The following is a 19,168-nucleotide window of genomic DNA, read 5'->3' on the forward strand; positions in this document are numbered from 1 at the left end:
TGGAGAGGATGTGATTTTATGACAAAAATCACAGTAGTAGGAGCAGGTAGCTGGGGAACAGCGTTAGCGATGGTATTAGCTGACAATGGACATGATGTACGTATTTGGGGAAATCGCTCAGAACTTATGGATGAAATGAATACGAAACATGAGAATAGTCGATATCTCCCAGGCATTACATTGCCAAGCACAATCGTAGCCTACTCTTCTTTAGAAGAAGCATTAGTAGATGTAAATACAGTACTGCTAGTAGTACCGACGAAAGCGTACAGAGATGTATTACAAGAGATGAAAGAAATTGTTACAGAACCGATTACTTGGATTCATGCGAGTAAAGGGATTGAACCTGGTACGTCAAAACGTATTTCGGAAGTGATCGAGGAAGAAATTCCAGAGAACTTAATTAAAGATGTTGTTGTATTGTCTGGACCGAGTCATGCTGAAGAAGTTGGTTTACGACAAGCGACAACAGTTACGTCTGCAGCAAAGCGTATGGAAGCGGCTGAGGAAGTACAAGATTTATTTATGAATAGTTATTTCCGTGTATACACAAATCCAGATATCGTTGGAGTTGAACTTGGTGGTGCGTTAAAAAATATTATCGCATTAGCTGCTGGTATAACTGATGGTCTTGGATTAGGTGATAATGCAAAAGCGGCATTGATGACACGTGGTTTAACAGAGATTGCTCGTTTAGGAAGAAAAATGGGCGGGAATCCGTTAACGTTTGCTGGTCTAACCGGTATGGGAGACTTAATTGTAACTTGTACAAGTGTTCATAGCCGAAATTGGCGCGCTGGAAATATGCTTGGAAAAGGACATTCTTTAGAAGAAGTGTTAGAAAGCATGGGTATGGTTGTGGAAGGTGTAAGAACAACGAAAGCTGCTCATGAATTGGCAGAGAAAATGGAAGTTGAAATGCCGATTACAGCTGCTTTATATGACGTGCTGTTCAATGGGAATAACGTAAAAGATGCGGTAGGCTCATTGATGGGACGTGTTCGAAAACATGAAGTGGAAGCTATACCTGACTTACTGTAAAGAAAAGCGACAGAAGTACATTTGTACTTCTGTCGCTTTTTTATTTTATGGGTCTTTTCACCATTTTTTTATTTTTGCATAGGATGAAGAGTAACTTGAGGAGAGGGTGAAAAGAATGGATAATAACATTTTTAATAATATTGAGAAGGAAGCGAAAGTAAATAAAGAGGATATTTTTAAATTAGCGTCATCCGTGCAAAATGCGAATTTACGTGATGAAACTGTACTTCGTCAATTAATTCATCAAGTGGCTCTTATGGCGGGACGTGAAGTGCCGAAAGAGCAAGAGGATCAAATTGTAAAAGCGATTATTAATAATAATATGCCAGCAGATTTTGGCTCGTTAAGCAAAATGTTTAAAAAATAAATTATGAGAAACAAAGAGTTTGTAGATTGCATATGATAGCCATGAAAGAATGGGAATAGAGCTGTTTTTGGGCATATTTGGTCAACCGAAGCGAGAGATACAATCGCTTCGGTTTTATTTTTATCTAGATTAGTGGAAAATGCTGAAAAACCTATTGATTAAAGTTACATATTCGTAATTTGTAGTAAAATGTTCTTTTTGTATTTGTTTAAAGATTTTAATTTGTTAAAATAGTATAAAAATAGATTAATAAAAAGGGGTGTGTATATGTCAGAAGGGCTTATGAAAATGTGGTTGGCTTTAGGGGCAATTGGATTTATGTTTTTTGCAGTAAGTTTTATTTTATTAAGTAGACATAAAATACAGAATAAATTATTGAAAGGGATTACAGCGTTAGTAGCGTACACCCTTATGGTTGTGTCAGGAATTGTTATTTTTCTTGTTGTATTTAGTGGACCTGTACAGCAGTAAATGGAATGGTCTCGAAAATACTACATACGGAGCAAGTTATATTAGTATGAAAAGGTGATGCTAGTGAAAAAAGTCCATATTATTTTAATATTTTGTTGTATGAGCCTTTTAACGGGGTGTCTGTATCCGAAAGAAAATATGAAGCAAAATGCGGTTCCTTATGAAGATCAGCTACAGGTTGTTCAAAAAGCTGTTGTGACATTTAAGGAGCAAAATGATGGGATATTGCCAATTAAGACGAGGGATATGAGTACACCTATTTATCAAAAGTATCCAATCGACTTTCAACAGATTGCCCCGCGTTACATACAAGAAGCACCAGGGAATGCATATGAAAGTGGAGGAGTATATCAATACGTATTAATAGACGTTGAAACAAATCCAACAGTAAAGTTAATTGATGTTAGGATGGCTGAACAAATTCAGGAACTATCTTTAAAGCTTAGGATGTATCGTGATGAACATCAATATCCACCTTTTAAAAAAGTAATTTCAGATGGTGTATATGAATTGGATTTTAAAAAACTAGGATATAAAGATGTGCCACAAGTGACAAGTCCATATTCTGGTAAAGGACTTCCTTTTGTAATTAATGAAAAAGGAGAAGTTTTTGTTGATTATAGAATCGACTTATATGACGCTTTGAAAAAAAATGAAGGGCAGTTTACGGAGGGAGAAGATATTCGAAATATACTTTCGAAAGGTTCCCCGTTTGTACCAGCTTATTCTTTACCGTACACAGTAAAGGACGGAGAACCAATTTTTTTAAAATCATAAGTCATGAACCTTTCTTTTAGTGAATAAGTTCTAGAAGAAAGGTTTTTTATGTTATACAACTTACGATGCAAACAAAAGATATTTTTTAATAGTCATATGAAATTGGACAAAATTATATGATATATTGTCCGAACTTCTAGAATACCATTATATTATATCAGATATTATAGGCAACGTTAGAGAAGGTATTAGTTGACTATAAAAGCGGAATTATTCCCAAAAATTTTGAGGGAGGGAATCACTTGGAAAAGGTAGATATTTTTAAAGATATTGCAGAACGAACAGGCGGTGATATTTATTTTGGAGTTGTAGGAGCTGTTCGAACAGGGAAATCAACATTCATTAAAAAATTTATGGAACTTGTAGTTATTCCAAATATTGAGAATGAGTCTGACCGTCAAAGAGCGCAGGATGAATTGCCTCAAAGTGCTGCTGGTCGTACAATTATGACGACGGAACCGAAGTTTGTTCCAAACCAAGCGGTTTCTATCGAAGTAGATGAAGGACTTGAAGTGAATATTCGATTAGTAGATTGTGTTGGATATACGGTTCCAGGAGCGAAGGGCTATGAGGATGAGAATGGCCCGCGCATGATTAATACCCCTTGGTATGAAGAACCTATTCCATTCCATGAAGCTGCAGAAATCGGCACGCGTAAAGTAATTCAAGAACATTCAACAATTGGTGTTGTAATTACAACAGATGGAACAATTGGTGAAATTCCAAGAAGAGATTATATAGAGGCAGAAGAACGCGTTGTAAATGAATTGAAAGAAGTAGGAAAACCTTTCATTATGATAATTAATACGGTACAGCCGTATCATCCAGATACAGAGCAATTACGCCAAAGTTTATCAGAAGAATATGATATCCCGGTTATTGCAATGAGTGTGGAGAGTTTAAGAGAAACAGATGTATATAATGTACTTCGTGAAGCGCTATTTGAATTCCCTGTATTAGAAGTGAATGTGAACCTTCCGAGCTGGGTAATGGTGCTAAATGAAGGGCATTGGTTGCGTCAAAGTTATCAAGAAGCAGTTCAAGAAACTGTGAAGGATATAAAACGTCTTCGTGATGTGGATCGGGTTGTTTGGCAGTTTAGTCAATATGAATTTATTGATCGAGCGAGCTTAGCTGGCATTGATATGGGGCAAGGTGTGGCGGAGATTGATTTATATGCGCCAGATGAATTATATGATCAGATTTTAAAAGAAGTAGTAGGGGTAGAAATTCGGGGGAAAGATCATTTATTGAAGCTTATGCTCGATTTATCTCATGCGAAAACAGAATACGACCAAGTCGCAGACGCACTGCGTATGGTTAAGCAAACAGGATATGGTGTAGCAGCGCCTGCGCTAGCAGATATGAGCTTAGATGAGCCAGAAATTATTCGTCACGGTTCAAGGTTTGGTGTGAAGTTAAAAGCGGTAGCGCCATCCATTCATATGATTAAAGTAGATGTAGAGTCAACGTTTGAACCGATCATTGGTACTGAAAAGCAAAGTGAAGAATTAGTTCGTTATTTAATGCAAGATTTTGAAGATGACCCGTTATCAATTTGGAATTCTGATATATTTGGACGTTCGCTTAGCTCAATTGTTCGAGAAGGAATTCAAGCGAAATTATCCTTAATGCCAGAAAACGCTAGATATAAATTAAAAGAAACGCTAGAAAGAATTATTAATGAAGGATCTGGCGGATTAATTGCGATTATACTATAAGAAAAATCCCTCTCATTGTAGAGGGATTTTTTGTTTTTTTTTTGATTATAAAATAGAAAAATAAACAGTCATTATCTAATACATTGTTGTAAATTGTCAAGTTTCATCAGATTTTCACATTTTCACAGTAACAATTTCCTTAAAAATATTGAATTATAAAGGAGAATCGTATAATATAGGCGTTGATAATGATTTATCTACATCTTTGTAGTATAGAATTTGTAAAAATTGCCTACAAATGAAAGTAAGACTCATTTTATGATCATTATACAGTCTTATCTTTGGGAGGAGGTGAATGGCATGAACAAGACAGATTTAATCAATGCTGTTGCAGAAGCAAGTTCCCTTTCTAAAAAGGACGCAACAAAAGCAGTAGACGCTGTTTTTGATTCTATCTTAGAAGCTTTAAAACAAGGTGATAAAGTACAACTGATCGGATTCGGTAACTTCGAAGTTCGTGAGCGTGCGGCTCGTAAAGGTCGTAACCCACAAACAGGTGAGGAGATTGAAATCGCTGCAAGTAAAGTACCTGCATTCAAACCTGGTAAAGCGTTAAAAGATGCGGTTAAATAATCCTTACATATTAACAGGGAAGAAGAGTTTCCTTTTTGGGAACTCTTCTTTTTGCTTTTAAAAACATAAATATGCTAGAATGTGTTCGTATCACTTTTAGGTTTTCGGGAGGGCTAGCGGATGGCAAAAGTTAATTTAGAACAAATTGAACATGCAGTACGCCTTATTTTAGAGGCGATTGGGGATGATCCAAATCGTGAGGGAGTACTTGATACACCAAAACGTGTTGCAAAAATGTACGCAGAAGTGTTCTCAGGTATGCATGAAGATCCGAAAGAGCATTTGCATAAAGTATTCGGAGAAGATCACGAAGAGCTTGTACTAGTAAAAGATATACCATTTTATTCGATGTGTGAGCATCATTTAGTTCCATTCTATGGAGTTGCTCACGTTGCATATATTCCGCAAGGTGGAAAGGTGACAGGGTTAAGTAAATTAGCTCGTACTGTAGATACAATTGCACGTCGTCCACAACTGCAAGAACGTATTACATCAACAGTAGCGAACTCTATTATGGAAGTATTAGAGCCTCATGGTGTAATGGTAGTAGTAGAAGCAGAACATATGTGTATGACGATGCGTGGTGTGAAAAAACCAGGTGCGAAAACAGTAACGACAGCAGTGCGTGGTGTGCTTGAAAATGATGCTGCAGCGCGCAGTGAAATTTTATCGTTTATTAAAACGAAGTAAAGAAAAGCGGGAAACTGCTTTTCTTTTTTTTTTTAGTAAATAAATGATATAGTTTTAGCTAGACAGAGTGAGATTAGAAAAATTGCTTACATGAATGGTAGGTGTAGCCAAGTTTTGGTTATAGAAAATAGAGTGTATGTGTTATAATAAGTTTTATGAATTAGAAAACAAGGGTGATTTTTTGTGTGTGACATCTACGGAGGGTATGCGGGTATAAAAGAGAAATTGATGGAGAAATTACGCCATCCTTATTTTATAAACTATATTGAAGAACCATTTATTGATGAAGAAAAGATAGCATTGTTATATGGTGCTTTAAAGAGTGCAAACTTACATATAGAACAAATTGAGCATTACGTAGTAACGATTATGCTTGTGCAAATTGCGCTTGATACGCATGAAAAGGTATCAAATAAAGCAGGCGAGGAAGCGATTGAATCGCATAAATGTCGTCAATTAACAGTACTTGCAGGCGATTACTATAGTGGACTATATTATTATTTATTGTCTATGAATCGTGATATTGTTTTAATTCGTGCACTTGCTGAAGGAATTAAAGAGATAAATGAACACAAAATTATGTTATACCAAAAAGCGCATGAAACGACGGATGACATAATGAAAAGCGTAGTAACGATTGAGTCTGCGCTCCTTCAAAAAACATGTGATCATTTTCAATTATCACATTGGAAGCCATTTATCACATACGTATTAGGTGGAAATCGTCTTCAAAAAGAAATTCAATTGTATGCTGATAAACAACATTCACCTGTTTTTCAAGCGATGCAAGATGCTTTAGGGGATAAAGCAGAAGTAGTGATTAATAGTTGGATGATGGAATTGAGAAAGAAAGAAAAACAATTTTTAGAAAATCACATAGACATTAATGAAATAAATTCTGTGTTAAGGGATAAATAGAAGACATAAGCAATTTTACATTGGAAGAAGGTACGAGCATGCAACAATCAAAAGAAGAAAGAGTACATGACGTATTTGAAAAGATTTCTGATAAATACGATGTGATGAATTCTGTAATTAGTTTTCAAAGACATAAAGCGTGGCGTAAAGAAACGATGCGAATTATGGATGTACAACCAGGTAGTCAAGCGCTTGATGTATGCTGTGGAACCGCAGATTGGACAATTGCGCTAGCTGGAGCGGTAGGTGAACAAGGAAAGGTTGTTGGCTTAGACTTCAGTGAAAATATGTTATCTGTCGGTAAGCAAAAGGTAGAGGCGTTACAATTAAAACAAGTAGAACTTCTACATGGGAATGCAATGGAACTTCCATTTGAAGATAATACGTTTGATTATGTGACGATTGGGTTTGGTTTACGTAACGTACCGGATTATATGCACGTATTAAAAGAAATGACACGTGTAGTAAAACCAGGTGGAAAAGTAATCTGTTTAGAAACATCTCAACCAACAATGATTGGTTTTCGACAAGGGTATATTTTATACTTTAAATATATCATGCCGTTATTTGGAAAGATGTTTGCGAAAAGTTATAAAGAATATTCATGGCTTCAAGAATCTGCTAGTACGTTCCCAGGGATGAAAGAACTGGCTCAAATGTTTGAGCAAGCTGGACTTGAACGTGTGCAAGTAAAACCATTTACTTTTGGGGTAGCAGCGATGCATTTAGGTATTAAACCAGAATCAAAATAGAAAAAAGAAGTTTTAGGTTAAGGTGAACAATATGAAGTTACAACTTATGTACTCTTTTTTACGATCGGATATTAATGTGATAGAAAAAGAATTAAAAAAGACAGTCGCTTCTGAACAGCCATTAGTAGAAGAGGCAGCATTACAGCTTATTGAAGCTGGTGGGAAGCGAATTCGTCCTGTATTTGTGTTGCTTGCAGGGAAATTTGGAGATTATAAGTTAGATGCAATTAAGCATGTTGCTGTTGCGTTAGAACTTATTCATATGGCTTCTCTTGTTCACGATGATGTTATTGATGCTGCATTTTTACGACGCGGCAGTGCGACTGTGAATGCAAAATGGGGAGATCGTATTGCGATGTATACAGGGGACTATCTGTTCGCTAAGTCTCTTGAATGTATAACAAATATCGAAATTCCAGAGGCACATCAAGCGTTATCGCATACTATTTTAGAAGTCTGTAAAGGTGAAATTGAACAAATTAAAGATAAATACAATTATGACCAAAATTTAAGAACGTATTTAAGAAGAATAAAGCGAAAAACAGCATTATTAATTGCCGCGAGTTGTCAATTGGGAGCGATTGCTGCTGGTGCTAATCGTGATACGGTAAATCGTCTATTTTGGTATGGGTATTTTGTAGGAATGTCTTATCAAATTATTGATGACATTTTAGACTTCGTTTCTACAGAAGAGAAACTTGGAAAACCTGCTGGTGGAGATTTACTACAAGGGAATATTACACTTCCTGCTTTATATGCGATGGAAGATCCCGTACTTCGTCAGAAAATCACATCTGTACATGAAAATTCAACAGCAAGTGAAATGCAAGAAATTATTGATGCTGTAAAAAATAGTACAGCAATTGATCAAGCATTTGCGTTTAGTGAACGTTATTTACATAAAGCTTTAGAAATAATAAAACCACTCCCACGTGGACAAGCAAAGTACGCATTACAAAATGTTGCAAAGTATATTGGAAAACGAAAATTTTAATGTTTATTCTAAAAAATAAAATAATCTCTCTATTTCAAAACTATTGCACAATTGTGATAAGGGTGATAATATGTGTGTGGGGATATACAATTACATACATAATTCAGAAGTGGAGAGATTTTTTATGGAAAAAACATTTCTAATGGTAAAACCAGACGGTGTACAACGTGCCTTCATTGGGGAAATTGTAGCTCGTTTTGAGAAAAAAGGCTTTCAATTAGTTGGTGCAAAATTAATGCAAGTCACTCCGGAAATTGCTGGACAACACTACGCTGAGCATAAGGAAAAACCTTTCTTTGGTGAGTTAGTAGACTTTATTACATCTGGACCTGTGTTCGCAATGGTATGGCAAGGTGAAGGTGTAGTAGATACAGCGCGTAACATGATGGGGAAAACAAGACCACATGAAGCAGCTCCTGGAACAATTCGTGGAGATTTCGGTGTAACTGTTGCGAAAAACATTATCCATGGTTCTGATTCTTTAGAAAGCGCAGAGCGCGAGATTGCTATTTTCTTTAAAGAAGAAGAATTAGTTGACTACTCAAAATTAATGAATGAATGGATTTACTAATTATTTTGAAATAATTTGTAAACGCTTTAATCACTGTGATAATAGTAAAAAGTGCAAGAAGAATAGGGGTATTCTTCTTGCACTTTTTTTATTTTCAATTAGTTACGAAGTTTGAGCTGTTATGATATATTGATATTTAAATTAGGCCTATCGGAAATATAGAATAAGAAAATGGTCGATATATGATATAATTTCTTTAATATTTTTAGAATGATAAAAGTTAATATAGTGAGATAAATACATATACGAAAAGAGGAATAACGTATGCGATATATTACAGCTGGTGAATCTCATGGTCCGCAACTTACAACAATTATAGAGGGTGTTCCAGCAGGATTGTCTTTAGTAGCGGATGATATAAACGAAGAGTTAGCTAGAAGGCAAAAGGGGTATGGGCGTGGTAGACGCATGCAAATTGAAACGGATCAAGTGCAAATTTTAAGTGGTGTTAGACATGGAGAAACATTAGGTTCCCCTATTGCACTCGTTGTTGAAAATCGTGATTTTGCCCATTGGATAAAAGTTATGGGTGCAGAACCTTTAACGAAACAAGAAGAAAAAGAGATGAAAAGGAAAGTGACAAAACCAAGGCCTGGGCATGCTGATTTAAATGGTGCAATTAAATATGGTCATAGAGATATGAGGAATGTACTGGAACGTTCGTCAGCGCGCGAAACGACGGTGCGTGTTGCTGCTGGTGCGGTTGCTAAAAAGGTGTTAGCAGAACTTGGTATTAAAGTGGCGGGCCATGTAATTGAAATTGGCGGTGTACAAGCTAAGGAGGTTACGTATAGTTCAATTGAAGAATTAAAGAGTATTACAGAAGCATCTCCTGTACGTTGCTTAGATGACGAAGCTGGTAACCAAATGATGAAAGCGATTGATGATGCGAAAGCAAATGGTGATTCAATTGGTGGAATCGTTGAAGTAATTGTGGAAGGAATGCCAATTGGAGTAGGTAGCTACGTGCATTATGATCGAAAACTGGATGCGAAATTAGCAGCTGCAATTATGAGTATTAATGCTTTTAAAGGTGTCGAGATTGGAATTGGTTTTGAAGCAGCGCATAGACCGGGAAGTGAAGTTCATGATGAAATTCTATGGAATGAGGAGCATGGATATACAAAAAGAACAAATAATGCAGGTGGATTGGAAGGTGGTATGACGACTGGAATGCCAATTGTTGTGCGCGGTGTGATGAAACCGATACCTACACTTTATAAACCTCTTCAAAGTGTAGATATTGATACGAAAGAGCCTTTTACAGCGAGCATTGAACGTTCAGATAGTTGTGCAGTACCAGCAGCTAGTGTCGTTGCAGAAGCGGTTGTGGCTTGGGAATTAGCAACAGCTTTAATAGAACAATTCGGATTAGATCGTATGGAACTGATTCGTGAAAATATTGAGAAACATAATGAATATGCGAGGGGATTTTAATGGGAAACATACATATTCAAACGAAATCAAAAGAATATGATGTACATGTTGGTAAAGAAGCGTTGTCACACTTAACAATGATCGTTCAAAATATGCAGCCAGCTGTATCTAACGTAATGATCATTTCAGATGAAGCTGTTGCATCACTACATTTACAGACAGTTATCGATGCATTACAAGTGGAGCAGGACGTGTTTTCGTTTGTTGTACCAAGTGGCGAAAAAGAGAAGTCTTTCGAAAATTTCTATGCGGCTCATACGTCAGCTCTTGAAAATAAATTAGATAGAAATTCTTTAATTCTTGCACTGGGAGGCGGAATGATTGGAGATTTAGCTGGTTTTGTTGCTGCATCGTTTATGCGTGGTATTCGCTTTGTGCAGGTTCCGACGACTTTATTAGCGCACGATAGCGCAGTAGGTGGGAAAGTAGCGATTAATCATCCGTTAGGTAAAAATATGATTGGTGCATTCCATCAGCCAGAAGCAGTTGTATATCATACACCGTTTTTACAGTCTCTTCCTAAAAAAGAGTGGCGTTCAGGTTATGCAGAGGTGATAAAGCATGCTCTTATTGGTGATGTGGAGCTATATCATTGGTTAAAAGAAGAAGTGCAAACATTAGCGGATCTTCGTGATGAGAAGTTAATCCATATATTAACGAAGGCGATTCCTGTAAAGGCAAATGTTGTATCACAAGATGAAACAGAGAAGGGTGTACGTGCCCATTTGAACTTTGGACATACGTTAGGACATGCTCTTGAAAAAGAGCTAGGGTATGGAAATATTACTCACGGTGACGGCGTAGCGGTTGGAATGTTATTCGCCATATTTTTAAGTGAGCAAGTGTACAAGGTTAATCTTGCTTATGAAGATATGAAGCAGTGGTTCTTGAAATACGGCTATCCAAAAATGCCAAGAGATTTGAATGTAGAGCGCCTCGTTCAATTGATGAAACAAGATAAGAAAGCAAATGCAGGAGCAATTCATATGGTGCTTATGCAGGAATATGGGGTAGTGAATGTCGTATCTATTTCAGATGAGACTGTTCATATTGCGTTAGAGGCATTTCAAAAAGATATGGTTTAAAATGATAGCGAAGTGTTGTGAAGTGCTCATTTAGAGGTATTCTCGTAATAGTGACGGTTATGATAAAAGATTACAGTAAGGGGCTATAACTGTATTGTAATCAAATTGAATGAAATGACTGGGGGAAGAAAAATGAGAGTGAAAGAGCAATTGTTAACTTTGAGAGCGTATGTACCTGGGAAAAACATTGAAGAAGTAAAAAGGGAATATGGATTATCGAAAATTGTGAAATTAGCATCGAACGAAAATCCATTCGGTTGCTCAGCGCGTGTGACAGAAGCATTAACTTCTTTAGCGAGCCAATATGCCCTTTATCCAGATGGATATGCCTTTGAACTTCGGACAAAAGTAGCGGAACATTTAGGTGTAAAAGCAGAACAACTACTATTTGGTAGTGGATTAGATGAAGTCATTCAAATGATTAGCCGAGCGTTACTACATGAAGGAACAAACGTTGTAATGGCGAATCCTACGTTTTCACAATATCATCACCATGCTGTTATTGAAGGAGCAGAAGTTCGTGAAGTATCACTTAAAGATGGTATTCACGATTTAGATGCAATGCTAGAGCAAGTAGATGATAAAACGAAAATTGTATGGATTTGTAATCCGAATAATCCGACAGGTACATATGTTGAGAAACAAAAATTACTTTCATTTTTAGAATCGGTTCCTAAGTCGGCTCTCGTTATTATGGACGAAGCATATTATGAATACGCGGAAGCAGAAGACTATCCGCAAACATTACCACTTCTTGAAAAGTATGAAAATCTTATGGTTTTACGCACGTTTTCAAAAGCATATGGTTTAGCTGCTTTTCGTATTGGATATGCGATTGGGGATGCGAAGTTAATCGGACAGCTAGAAGTAGCAAGGTTACCATTCAATACATCAACTGTAGCGCAATCTGTAGCACTCGCTGCATTAGAAGATCAAGCCTTTTTACAAAATTGTGTGAAAAAGAATGCTGAAGGTCTAAATCAGTATTATGCATTTTGTAAAGAATATAACGTATTCTATTATCCATCTCAAACAAATTTCATTTTCTTAAAAATTGGTATACCGGGTAATGAAGCTTTCGAACGATTAATGAAAAAAGGATATATCGTTCGTTCTGGTGCTGCATTTGGTATCGATGATGGTATTCGTATTACTGTCGGTTTGAAAGAAGAAAATGATGAAATTATAGAGTTGCTGAAAGAGCTTGTAAATGAGCAAGTACAGAAAGAAGAAACATATTCTTAAGAGATTGTGAAGGCTCCTATTATAGGAGCCTTTTTTATCGTATTAAAAATAAAGGTTGAAGACTGGTAATTAAGTTGTTCTGTAAATCACGGTTTGTATGGCTTGATAATTAGTGAGAGAAGTTATTTGCACGGTCATAAAAGAAAGCGGTACAATAGAAGATGATGATAAGGTATCGGTGTCATATCCGAACCTTTTGAACAATTACCTACTCTGTAAGAAGAAGTATAAGAAGAAGCATGCTCATTCTAAAGGTTGCGTTCTAACAGTGAGTTGCTTATGATAAAGTGAAACTTTAATCAGTGGGGGGATGTTTATCCCCCGCTGATTATTAGTTGAACCAATCGGGCTTTTACGGGCAGTTGATCCCCAAACTAACTTCTTTGCCTTAGCTGAATTTTGAGGTGGGGGTCTTACTGCCCGTTAATAGCGGGGTAAATGAACAGAAGAGAATATTTTTTAGAATTAAAGGAGACGTTTATGCAAAAGTTTGAACAAGTTGTTTCATATATTGAAAATGGTGAAGCGGAAAAAGGATTACAATTATTAAAAGAACAATTAAAAATTGCAAATGATGAAGAGAAGTATGATATCGCTCGTTACTATCATACACTTGGATTTACAGATGAGGCATTAGCGATTACTGAAGACTTACGTTTACTGTATCCGGAAGAAAGTGAATTCACTGTATTTTTAGCAGAATTATATATTGATCTAGATAAAGAAGATGAAGCGATTGAAGTACTTCATGATATTCCAGAAAATGACGATTTATATGTTCAATCTTTATTACTTGTTGCAGATTTATTCCAAATGCAAGGTTTTGATGATGTAGCAGAGCAAAAACTATTAAAGGCGAAAGAAATGATGCCTGATGAACCTGTTATTACGTTTGGGTTAGCAGAATTATATAGTAGTAAAGGTGAAGAACAAAAGGCAATTACTTATTATGAATCGCTATTAGCGGAACATAAAGTAATGGGTGGTGTTGTAATCGCACTTCGTCTTGCAGAAACGTTAAGTGCGATTGGAAACTGGGAAGAGGCGATTTCTTATTATGAAGCAGGCCTAGAGGAACAAAAAGATATTCACTCATTATTTGGATATGCCTTCACATTATACCAAGGTGAAGAATATCAGAGAGCAATCGGTGCTTGGCAAGAACTAAAAGAATTAGACCCTGAGTACGCATCACTGTACATGTATTTAGCGAAAAGCTATGAAAAAGAAGGAATGCTTCAAGAAAGCTATGAAACGCTTCATGAAGGAATTAAAGTAGATGAGCTTTCAGTTCCGTTTTATGTAGAGTTAGCGAACATTGCGGCGAAATTAGGAAAAATAGTAGAAGCAGAGGAAGTTCTTCAAAAAGCACTTGAGTTAGATCCAGGGCATTTAGGCGCAACATTAAAATATGCGTATATCTTAAAAGAACAAGAAAAGTACGAAGATTTAATTGCAATTGTAGAGCGTGCTATTGATAGTGGAGAACCAGATACACAACTACTTTGGGACCTTGCGTATGCAAAAAAACAATTAGAAATGTATTCGGATGCATTAAAACACTATGAAAGTGCATATACTTCTTTTAAGAATCATCCAGACTTCTTAGAAGAATACGGTTATTTCTTATTGGAAGAAGGAAAGCGAAAAGAGGCGAAAGAAGTATTTACCCAGTTATTACAACTAGACCCGACACAAATTCATATTGAAGAGTTGTTATATAATTTAGAGGATTTTTCATAAGTTGGAAGGAAACTGAATGCCGCTTCTTGAATCTAAAAAGAAAAGAGAAAGACAGAGGAGGGACTTAATTGCTATGAATACCCCTGTTTCTGTAAACGAGAAGAAGGATTTTGTAAAATGGTTTTTGAATAATTACCAACTGAAACAGCGTGAATGTGTATGGATTCTGAATTATTTAATGAGTCACGACCAATTGATGCATAAAGTCCACTTCGTAGAGCATGCAAAATATTGTCCGCGTGGCTTAGTGATGTCAGCGAATTGTGTGAAAGACACACCGTTTCACTTTTTTAAACAAAATGTTATGACAACAGATGCTGAAAAATCGTTTCATGATATTCGTTTAAATCGAGATGAGGATATTTATATTCAACTCAACTTTAAATCATCGTTTCAAAATGCGAATTATGTAGCTGTATTAGAAGAAAACCCATATCTACCAAAGCATATTGAAGTAAATGAAAAAGATCGTTTACTTGCAGAAAGGTTTTTGGAAGAAAGTGTATTTTCGTTTAGAAGAGAACGCCTTTTGAAACAAATTGATGAAGCGTTAGATAAGCAAGATAAGGAAGCGTTTCATAGATTAACGGCAGAGTTAAAAACTTTATAGAATGTATTTGGATTAATATTTTTACAAATTTCAGACTTTTATCAAGAAAAACTACCTATATTGGGTAGTTTTTCTTTTTTTACCTCTTTTAGTATGGTTTAATATATATAAAGTGAAAGTTCTGTTATTTGTAAATGAAGGGGGGAAGAAATTTGAAATGGATTGTAAAAGATGTGGAACAGTTTGAGCAAGCAAGAGAGTATGTTGATACAGGAGTAATACCGCTTTTATCAATTTCGGCAGCGAAAGAAATAAAAATGGTTGTAGAACAAGGTGAATTTATCGAATTGTTGAGTATGGAATTGGAAAGAGAGTATAAAGGAAGAGTGCTTTTACTGCCTGCTTTTACGTATTTAGTAGAAAGTCAAAAGAATGAAAAAGGTCGTTTGCAAGAATGGACAAATCATTTACGAAGAGAAGGTTTTAAGCATATTGCTTATGTTACAAGTGATTTTTCATGGAAAGAGGATATACAAGAGTTACAGGGAGATTTATTTTGGTTTCCTTCATTAGCATTAGAACAATTTAGTGATCAAGCAAAGAGAGAAGTTATTCATGCACATATAAAAAATATAATGGTGATGTTGGAAGAGAAGTGGGGAAACTCGCAATAAACAGAAAGTTCTTATTATTATGAGTAGTATGATATTGACCTGTGCATGAGCGTATTATATCATGATAGTGTCCTAGTTTTTATTTTTTATATAATTTATCACGAGGGGACAATTTCTGATAGAGGGGGGAAATTTTCGTGAGCGAGAAAGAACATCGCGTGTCAAGAAGACAATTTTTAAATTACACACTCACAGGGGTAGGAGGCTTTATGGCTGCCGGTATTTTAATGCCGATGACGCGATTTGCGCTTGATCCGGTGTTAAGAAAAGAAGCCGGAACAGATATGGTTGCTGTTGCGCAAGTAAAGGATATTACAACAGAGCCGAAGCGTTTCGATTTTAAAGTGAAGCAGGTTGATGGTTGGTACAAGTCTGAAGAACCAAAATCGGCTTGGGTTCATAAAGATGAAAGCGGAGACATTGTTGCGTTCTCTCCAGTATGTAAACATTTAGGATGTACAGTTAACTGGAATTCGGACAAAGCACATCCGAATCAATTCTTTTGCCCATGTCACGGGGGGCGTTATACAAAAGATGGGATGAACATTAAGGGTACGCCACCCCTTGCTCCGCTTGATGTGTACGAGTCTAAAGTGAAAGATGGAACGCTGTATCTAGGAAAAGCAAAGCCAAGAGGGGGTGCAAAGTAGATGTTAAATAAAATTTATGATTGGGTAGATGAAAGATTAGATATTACACCAATATGGCGTGATATCGCTGATCATGAAGTACCTGAACATGTAAACCCGGCACATCACTTTTCTGCATTCGTCTATTGCTTTGGAGGACTTACCTTTTTCGTTACTGTAATTCAAATTTTATCTGGAATGTTTTTGACGATGTATTATGTGCCTGATATTAAAAATGCTTGGGAATCCGTTTACTATTTACAAAATGAAGTTGCTTATGGGCAAATTGTTCGTGGTATGCACCACTGGGGTGCTAGTCTCGTAATTGTAATGATGTTTTTACATACACTCAGAGTTTTCTTCCAAGGTGCGTATAAAAAGCCCCGTGAGTTAAATTGGATTGTTGGTGTTCTTATTTTCTTTGTTATGTTAGGTCTTGGTTTTACTGGATATTTATTACCGTGGGATATGAAAGCTTTATTTGCTACAAAAGTAGGGATTCAAATTGCAGAGCAAACACCGCTCATTGGTCCTTATATTAAAACATTACTCGCTGGTCATTCCGAAATTGTTGGCGCTCAAACATTAACTCGCTTCTTTGCTATTCACGTCTTCTTCTTACCAGCAGCACTTCTAGGTTTAATGGCCTTCCACTTCATCATGATTCGCAAACAAGGTATTTCCGGTCCACTATAAGAGATTGCTAAATTAAAGGGGAAAGAACTAAAGGAGGGAGATTATGCATCGCGGCAAAGGGATGAAGTTTGTAGGAGATTCTCGGGTACCAGTAGCTCGGAAACCAAATATTCCAAAAGACTATTCTGAATACCCAGGGAAAACAGAAGCATTTTGGCCGAACTTCTTGTTAAAAGAATGGATGGTTGGTGCAGTTTTTTTAATCGGTTATTTATGTTTAACAGTGGCGCATCCGTCGCCACTTGAGAGAATGGCGGATCCAACAGATGCTGGATATATACCACTTCCAGATTGGTATTTCTTATTCTTGTATCAGTTATTAAAGTATTCTTATGCTTCCGGTTCATTTACTGTAATTGGAGCGTTTATTATGCCAGGGATTGCGTTTGGTGCATTACTGTTAGCTCCATTTCTTGATCGAGGTCCAGAAAGACGTCCATTGAAGCGTCCTGTAGCAACTGGATTTATGCTTTTAGCAATTGCATCGATTATCTTTTTAACTTGGGAATCTGTAGCACACCACGACTGGGAAGCTGCAAAGAAACAAGGAGCAATTGTAAAAACAGCGCCAGTTGATAAAAATGATGATGGCTATAAATTAATGCAAAAAAATACTTGTTTAACATGTCATGGTGACAACTTACAGGGCGGGGCGGCAGCACCAGCACTGCAAAACTTAACTTTAAAGCCAGAAGAAATTGCTAAAATTGCGAAAGATGGAAAAGGTTCCATGCCTAAAGGAGTATTTAAAGGTACAGATGAGGAACTGAAGAAGCTTTCGGAATTCGTTGCAAAGTATAATAAAAAATAATAAAAAGCTGACTACAAAATTTGTAGTCAGCTTTTCTATTTAGTTGGATGAAGTTTGTTATAATAGAGTAGGATTTAGTGAATGAATTACTTTGCTTGAAAGGTGTTGGACATACAGATTGGTGTACTTGTATGCAATGTTAAGACAACGCTCGGTATTATTATTTTTATTGGTTGTTAACATATTAGGTACAATTTACGGGTTTATATGGTACGGAAATCAATTGAAAGAAACGTCACCTATATTTTGGCCGTTTGTACCAGATAGTCCTATGGCGAGTCTCTTTTTTGTCTTTGTTTTAATTGCTTTTTTGACAAAGAGAAACTGGGGATTAATAGAAGCGCTAGCGATTGTTACTTTAATAAAATATGGTATTTGGGCTGTTGTTGTAAATGCGATTATGATTTACGTAAAAGGTCCTATTGGCCTTATGGGCTACATGTTAATGCTTTCGCACTTTGCGATGGCGGTGCAAGGTGTTTTATATGCTCCATTTTACCGTATAAAAAAATGGCATTTTATAGTAGCGGGTGTGTGGACGTTGCATAACGATGCAATTGATTATTTATTTTGGCAAATGCCGCGATATGGAATTATGCATTTGTTTGTAGAGGAAATTGGTTATTTTACGTTTTGGTTAAGCGTTGCTGTACTATGTATTACATATTATTGTTGCTTACGTGAGCACAGGAAACAATTTTCTTTATGATGGTTAGAACATTTAGGGGGAGAACATGGAGAAAAATAAGAGTGGTACAAAAATATTGGATCGATTGATTACTTTAATTGTTTCATATAGCATAGCATTTTCTATTTTTGCACTTGCAACAACGGCAGTTGTGTATGGAAAATGGCTGTATTATTTTGAAATTGATTTTTTAAATATTCCTGATTTAGCGGATATGACGAAGGATGAAATTAAAAGAAATTACGATGTGCTTATTACATATTTATCCCCGTTTTATGACGGAGCATTACATTTGCCAACATTAGATATGTCTACAAATGGCCGTATTCATTTTGTAGATGTTAAAAATATTTTAGTAAAGATTCAATATGTGATGTATGCGACAATTATGATTGCAGTGATAGGCGGAATTTATTTATTAAAAAAGAAAAATGAAAAGTTTTTACTGCACGGATCGATTTTAACAATCATTTTTCCGATAGCGCTTATGTTACCAATCGCTATTAATTTTGAAAAGAGCTTTGTATTATTCCATAAGCTTTTATTCAGTAATGATTATTGGATGTTTGATATTGAAACGGATCCAGTTATATTAATGCTACCAGAGGAGTTCTTTATGCATGCTGCGTGTGCTATTTTATTATTCATTTTAGGTGGTAGTATACTTTGTTATAGTTTATATAGATATTTCGTAAAAAAGAAAAGGATGTCAAAGAAAAAATTCTCTGCTTAAAG

General features: G+C 36.1%; 22 protein-coding genes. All 22 read left to right on the forward strand.

From position 1 onward, the window contains the following. The first annotated feature begins 18 nt into the window (after positions 1 to 18). The 22 genes from ACLBXA_RS15760 (at position 19) to lit (ending at position 19,166) form a co-directional block, all read left to right on the forward strand. A complete protein-coding gene (locus ACLBXA_RS15760; RefSeq protein ID WP_000161783.1) occupies positions 19 to 1,041 on the forward strand; it encodes an NAD(P)H-dependent glycerol-3-phosphate dehydrogenase in 1,023 nt (340 codons plus the stop codon). Between the two features lie 115 nt (positions 1,042 to 1,156). After that, positions 1,157 to 1,408, forward strand: coding sequence for a stage VI sporulation protein F (locus ACLBXA_RS15765; RefSeq protein ID WP_000369753.1), 252 nt, complete (start codon positions 1,157 to 1,159; stop codon positions 1,406 to 1,408). 267 nt (positions 1,409 to 1,675) lie between these two features. Beyond that, positions 1,676 to 1,879 carry a DUF2768 domain-containing protein gene (locus ACLBXA_RS15770; protein WP_001289007.1) on the forward strand — a complete coding sequence of 68 codons (204 nt, stop codon included), beginning with the start codon at positions 1,676 to 1,678 and terminating at the stop codon, positions 1,877 to 1,879. A gap of 63 nt (positions 1,880 to 1,942) precedes the next feature. After that, positions 1,943 to 2,656 carry a hypothetical protein gene (locus ACLBXA_RS15775; protein WP_000755479.1) on the forward strand — a complete coding sequence of 238 codons (714 nt, stop codon included), beginning with the start codon at positions 1,943 to 1,945 and terminating at the stop codon, positions 2,654 to 2,656. Between the two features lie 242 nt (positions 2,657 to 2,898). Next, the gene (spoIVA, locus tag ACLBXA_RS15780; protein WP_000416521.1) at positions 2,899 to 4,377 is read left to right on the forward strand and encodes a stage IV sporulation protein A; all 1,479 of its coding nucleotides are present in this window, start codon (positions 2,899 to 2,901) and stop codon (positions 4,375 to 4,377) included. A 300-nt stretch (positions 4,378 to 4,677) separates the two neighbouring features. Beyond that, entirely contained in the window at positions 4,678 to 4,950 is a 273-nt protein-coding gene (locus ACLBXA_RS15785) for an HU family DNA-binding protein (protein WP_001043860.1), read from the forward strand. A gap of 120 nt (positions 4,951 to 5,070) precedes the next feature. Then, the gene (folE, locus tag ACLBXA_RS15790; RefSeq protein ID WP_001151482.1) at positions 5,071 to 5,640 is read left to right on the forward strand and encodes a GTP cyclohydrolase I FolE; all 570 of its coding nucleotides are present in this window, start codon (positions 5,071 to 5,073) and stop codon (positions 5,638 to 5,640) included. Between the two features lie 183 nt (positions 5,641 to 5,823). Beyond that, positions 5,824 to 6,558, forward strand: a complete 735-nt coding sequence (locus tag ACLBXA_RS15795) for a heptaprenyl diphosphate synthase component 1 (RefSeq protein ID WP_000332841.1) — start codon at positions 5,824 to 5,826, stop codon at positions 6,556 to 6,558. Between the two features lie 38 nt (positions 6,559 to 6,596). Continuing rightward, the gene (menG, locus tag ACLBXA_RS15800) at positions 6,597 to 7,310 is read left to right on the forward strand and encodes a 2-heptaprenyl-1,4-naphthoquinone methyltransferase (protein WP_001187674.1); all 714 of its coding nucleotides are present in this window, start codon (positions 6,597 to 6,599) and stop codon (positions 7,308 to 7,310) included. A 31-nt stretch (positions 7,311 to 7,341) separates the two neighbouring features. Continuing rightward, the gene (hepT, locus tag ACLBXA_RS15805) at positions 7,342 to 8,304 is read left to right on the forward strand and encodes a heptaprenyl diphosphate synthase component II (RefSeq protein WP_000776078.1); all 963 of its coding nucleotides are present in this window, start codon (positions 7,342 to 7,344) and stop codon (positions 8,302 to 8,304) included. Between the two features lie 124 nt (positions 8,305 to 8,428). After that, complete coding sequence (gene ndk, locus ACLBXA_RS15810) at positions 8,429 to 8,875, forward strand: nucleoside-diphosphate kinase (protein ID WP_000415883.1); 447 nt, start codon at positions 8,429 to 8,431, stop codon at positions 8,873 to 8,875. 264 nt (positions 8,876 to 9,139) lie between these two features. Continuing rightward, the gene (gene aroC / locus ACLBXA_RS15815; protein WP_001269378.1) at positions 9,140 to 10,312 is read left to right on the forward strand and encodes a chorismate synthase; all 1,173 of its coding nucleotides are present in this window, start codon (positions 9,140 to 9,142) and stop codon (positions 10,310 to 10,312) included. Then, positions 10,312 to 11,397: a 3-dehydroquinate synthase gene (aroB, locus tag ACLBXA_RS15820; RefSeq protein WP_000526805.1), complete on the forward strand. Its 1,086-nt coding sequence runs from the start codon at positions 10,312 to 10,314 to the stop codon at positions 11,395 to 11,397. The genes aroC and aroB overlap by 1 nt, the downstream gene beginning before the upstream one ends. 132 nt (positions 11,398 to 11,529) lie before the next feature. Further along, the gene (gene hisC, locus ACLBXA_RS15825; protein ID WP_447617312.1) at positions 11,530 to 12,642 is read left to right on the forward strand and encodes a histidinol-phosphate transaminase; all 1,113 of its coding nucleotides are present in this window, start codon (positions 11,530 to 11,532) and stop codon (positions 12,640 to 12,642) included. Between the two features lie 480 nt (positions 12,643 to 13,122). Continuing rightward, complete coding sequence (locus tag ACLBXA_RS15830; protein WP_001168695.1) at positions 13,123 to 14,385, forward strand: tetratricopeptide repeat protein; 1,263 nt, start codon at positions 13,123 to 13,125, stop codon at positions 14,383 to 14,385. Positions 14,386 to 14,458: 73 nt separating this feature from the next. Continuing rightward, on the forward strand, positions 14,459 to 14,995 hold the full coding sequence (locus ACLBXA_RS15835; protein WP_001095925.1) for a ReoY family proteolytic degradation factor: 537 nt from the start codon (positions 14,459 to 14,461) through the stop codon (positions 14,993 to 14,995). A 134-nt stretch (positions 14,996 to 15,129) separates the two neighbouring features. Then, entirely contained in the window at positions 15,130 to 15,609 is a 480-nt protein-coding gene (locus ACLBXA_RS15840; RefSeq protein ID WP_003258820.1) for a YpiF family protein, read from the forward strand. Positions 15,610 to 15,746: 137 nt separating this feature from the next. Beyond that, on the forward strand, positions 15,747 to 16,259 hold the full coding sequence (gene qcrA, locus ACLBXA_RS15845; protein WP_001290420.1) for a menaquinol-cytochrome c reductase iron-sulfur subunit: 513 nt from the start codon (positions 15,747 to 15,749) through the stop codon (positions 16,257 to 16,259). Next, the gene (gene qcrB / locus ACLBXA_RS15850; RefSeq protein WP_000932700.1) at positions 16,260 to 16,934 is read left to right on the forward strand and encodes a menaquinol-cytochrome c reductase cytochrome b subunit; all 675 of its coding nucleotides are present in this window, start codon (positions 16,260 to 16,262) and stop codon (positions 16,932 to 16,934) included. It abuts the gene before it with no gap. Between the two features lie 43 nt (positions 16,935 to 16,977). Continuing rightward, positions 16,978 to 17,745 (forward strand): menaquinol-cytochrome c reductase cytochrome b/c subunit, encoded by a 768-nt coding sequence (gene qcrC, locus ACLBXA_RS15855; protein WP_000554601.1) that lies wholly within the window; start codon positions 16,978 to 16,980, stop codon positions 17,743 to 17,745. Between the two features lie 118 nt (positions 17,746 to 17,863). Then, the gene (locus ACLBXA_RS15860; RefSeq protein WP_000262838.1) at positions 17,864 to 18,454 is read left to right on the forward strand and encodes a DUF1405 domain-containing protein; all 591 of its coding nucleotides are present in this window, start codon (positions 17,864 to 17,866) and stop codon (positions 18,452 to 18,454) included. A gap of 25 nt (positions 18,455 to 18,479) precedes the next feature. Beyond that, entirely contained in the window at positions 18,480 to 19,166 is a 687-nt protein-coding gene (lit, locus tag ACLBXA_RS15865) for a lipoprotein intramolecular transacylase Lit (RefSeq protein ID WP_000414366.1), read from the forward strand. Positions 19,167 to 19,168: the final 2 nt, after the last annotated feature.

Source organism: Bacillus sp. D48C (assembly GCF_053345735.1).

Coding starts and splice junctions, on each gene's coding strand:
- ACLBXA_RS15760 (WP_000161783.1), top strand. CDS start 19: ATGACAAAAATCACAGTAGTAGGAGCAGGTAGCTGGGGAACAGCGTTA.
- folE (WP_001151482.1), top strand. CDS start 5,071: ATGGCAAAAGTTAATTTAGAACAAATTGAACATGCAGTACGCCTTATT.
- aroB (WP_000526805.1), top strand. CDS start 10,312: ATGGGAAACATACATATTCAAACGAAATCAAAAGAATATGATGTACAT.
- ACLBXA_RS15840 (WP_003258820.1), top strand. CDS start 15,130: ATGAAGGGGGGAAGAAATTTGAAATGGATTGTAAAAGATGTGGAACAG.
- ACLBXA_RS15835 (WP_001095925.1), top strand. CDS start 14,459: ATGAATACCCCTGTTTCTGTAAACGAGAAGAAGGATTTTGTAAAATGG.
- ACLBXA_RS15785 (WP_001043860.1), top strand. CDS start 4,678: ATGAACAAGACAGATTTAATCAATGCTGTTGCAGAAGCAAGTTCCCTT.
- hepT (WP_000776078.1), top strand. CDS start 7,342: ATGAAGTTACAACTTATGTACTCTTTTTTACGATCGGATATTAATGTG.
- ndk (WP_000415883.1), top strand. CDS start 8,429: ATGGAAAAAACATTTCTAATGGTAAAACCAGACGGTGTACAACGTGCC.
- menG (WP_001187674.1), top strand. CDS start 6,597: ATGCAACAATCAAAAGAAGAAAGAGTACATGACGTATTTGAAAAGATT.
- ACLBXA_RS15830 (WP_001168695.1), top strand. CDS start 13,123: ATGCAAAAGTTTGAACAAGTTGTTTCATATATTGAAAATGGTGAAGCG.
- ACLBXA_RS15765 (WP_000369753.1), top strand. CDS start 1,157: ATGGATAATAACATTTTTAATAATATTGAGAAGGAAGCGAAAGTAAAT.
- aroC (WP_001269378.1), top strand. CDS start 9,140: ATGCGATATATTACAGCTGGTGAATCTCATGGTCCGCAACTTACAACA.
- hisC (WP_447617312.1), top strand. CDS start 11,530: ATGAGAGTGAAAGAGCAATTGTTAACTTTGAGAGCGTATGTACCTGGG.
- ACLBXA_RS15770 (WP_001289007.1), top strand. CDS start 1,676: ATGTCAGAAGGGCTTATGAAAATGTGGTTGGCTTTAGGGGCAATTGGA.
- lit (WP_000414366.1), top strand. CDS start 18,480: ATGGAGAAAAATAAGAGTGGTACAAAAATATTGGATCGATTGATTACT.
- qcrC (WP_000554601.1), top strand. CDS start 16,978: ATGCATCGCGGCAAAGGGATGAAGTTTGTAGGAGATTCTCGGGTACCA.
- qcrB (WP_000932700.1), top strand. CDS start 16,260: ATGTTAAATAAAATTTATGATTGGGTAGATGAAAGATTAGATATTACA.